Genomic DNA, 645 nt, shown 5'->3' with positions numbered 1-645 from the left:
TTTCTCTGATGTTCACATAGGCTTTTATTTTTTTGGGGTTCCATGATGCGCCTGCATGGTTAGGCATGTAATATGGGTTGGGAACTTGATGCACACGAACCTCAGACTTCAAGTTTCCCATTTCTTTACGTTGCTGCTTAGATACTACCGCCACTGCCATATTCCTTCACTGCACTGTATTTCGGATTTGAAGCGGCTGCTTACCTTCTGCAATTCTCACTTCATCGACCAGATTAAACAGCTCTTTTTCACCACATACCTTTGCGCGTGATTTCGGTTTTGTAATCCGGTAGCGCCCTCTCCAACGGATAACCTCAATGCCCTGCCCTAAAAGGTAATACTGGATGAAGTTGAAGTTGCTGCTTGTTCCGCGTTCAAAACGACGAGCACCACCATTCTTGGAAAGCCAATCAACTATCAGTTGCTTTTCAGACATACCCCCCTCCAAATGAACGAGGCTTATTAGCGACAACTACTGTAGAATATAAGCATGAATACAATATAAGCCTATGTAATGTATTGTAAAAGAACGCATTGAGATATTTAAAATAATTGATAGTCTCCATAATCAAGCTTAATACATTGGCGCAATTATCTTGCGGATAAAACGAATTATTTCTTGGAAATCTCATGACAATATTACCC

At 40.9% G+C, this 645-nt stretch carries 1 protein-coding gene; it reads right to left on the bottom strand.

Annotated features, from left to right (window positions below):
• Positions 1–166: 166 nt before the first annotated feature.
• The gene (locus tag ABDZ76_RS17590) at positions 167–436 is read right to left on the bottom strand and encodes a hypothetical protein (protein WP_343808675.1); all 270 of its coding nucleotides are present in this window, start codon (positions 434–436) and stop codon (positions 167–169) included.
• Positions 437–645 lie beyond the last annotated feature (209 nt).

The sequence above is a fragment of the Paenochrobactrum glaciei genome (assembly GCF_039522165.1).
Classification (GTDB): domain Bacteria; phylum Pseudomonadota; class Alphaproteobacteria; order Rhizobiales; family Rhizobiaceae; genus Paenochrobactrum; species Paenochrobactrum glaciei.
The sequence above is the reverse complement of the archived record's forward strand: the minus strand, read 5'-3'. Positions and strand labels throughout refer to the sequence as shown.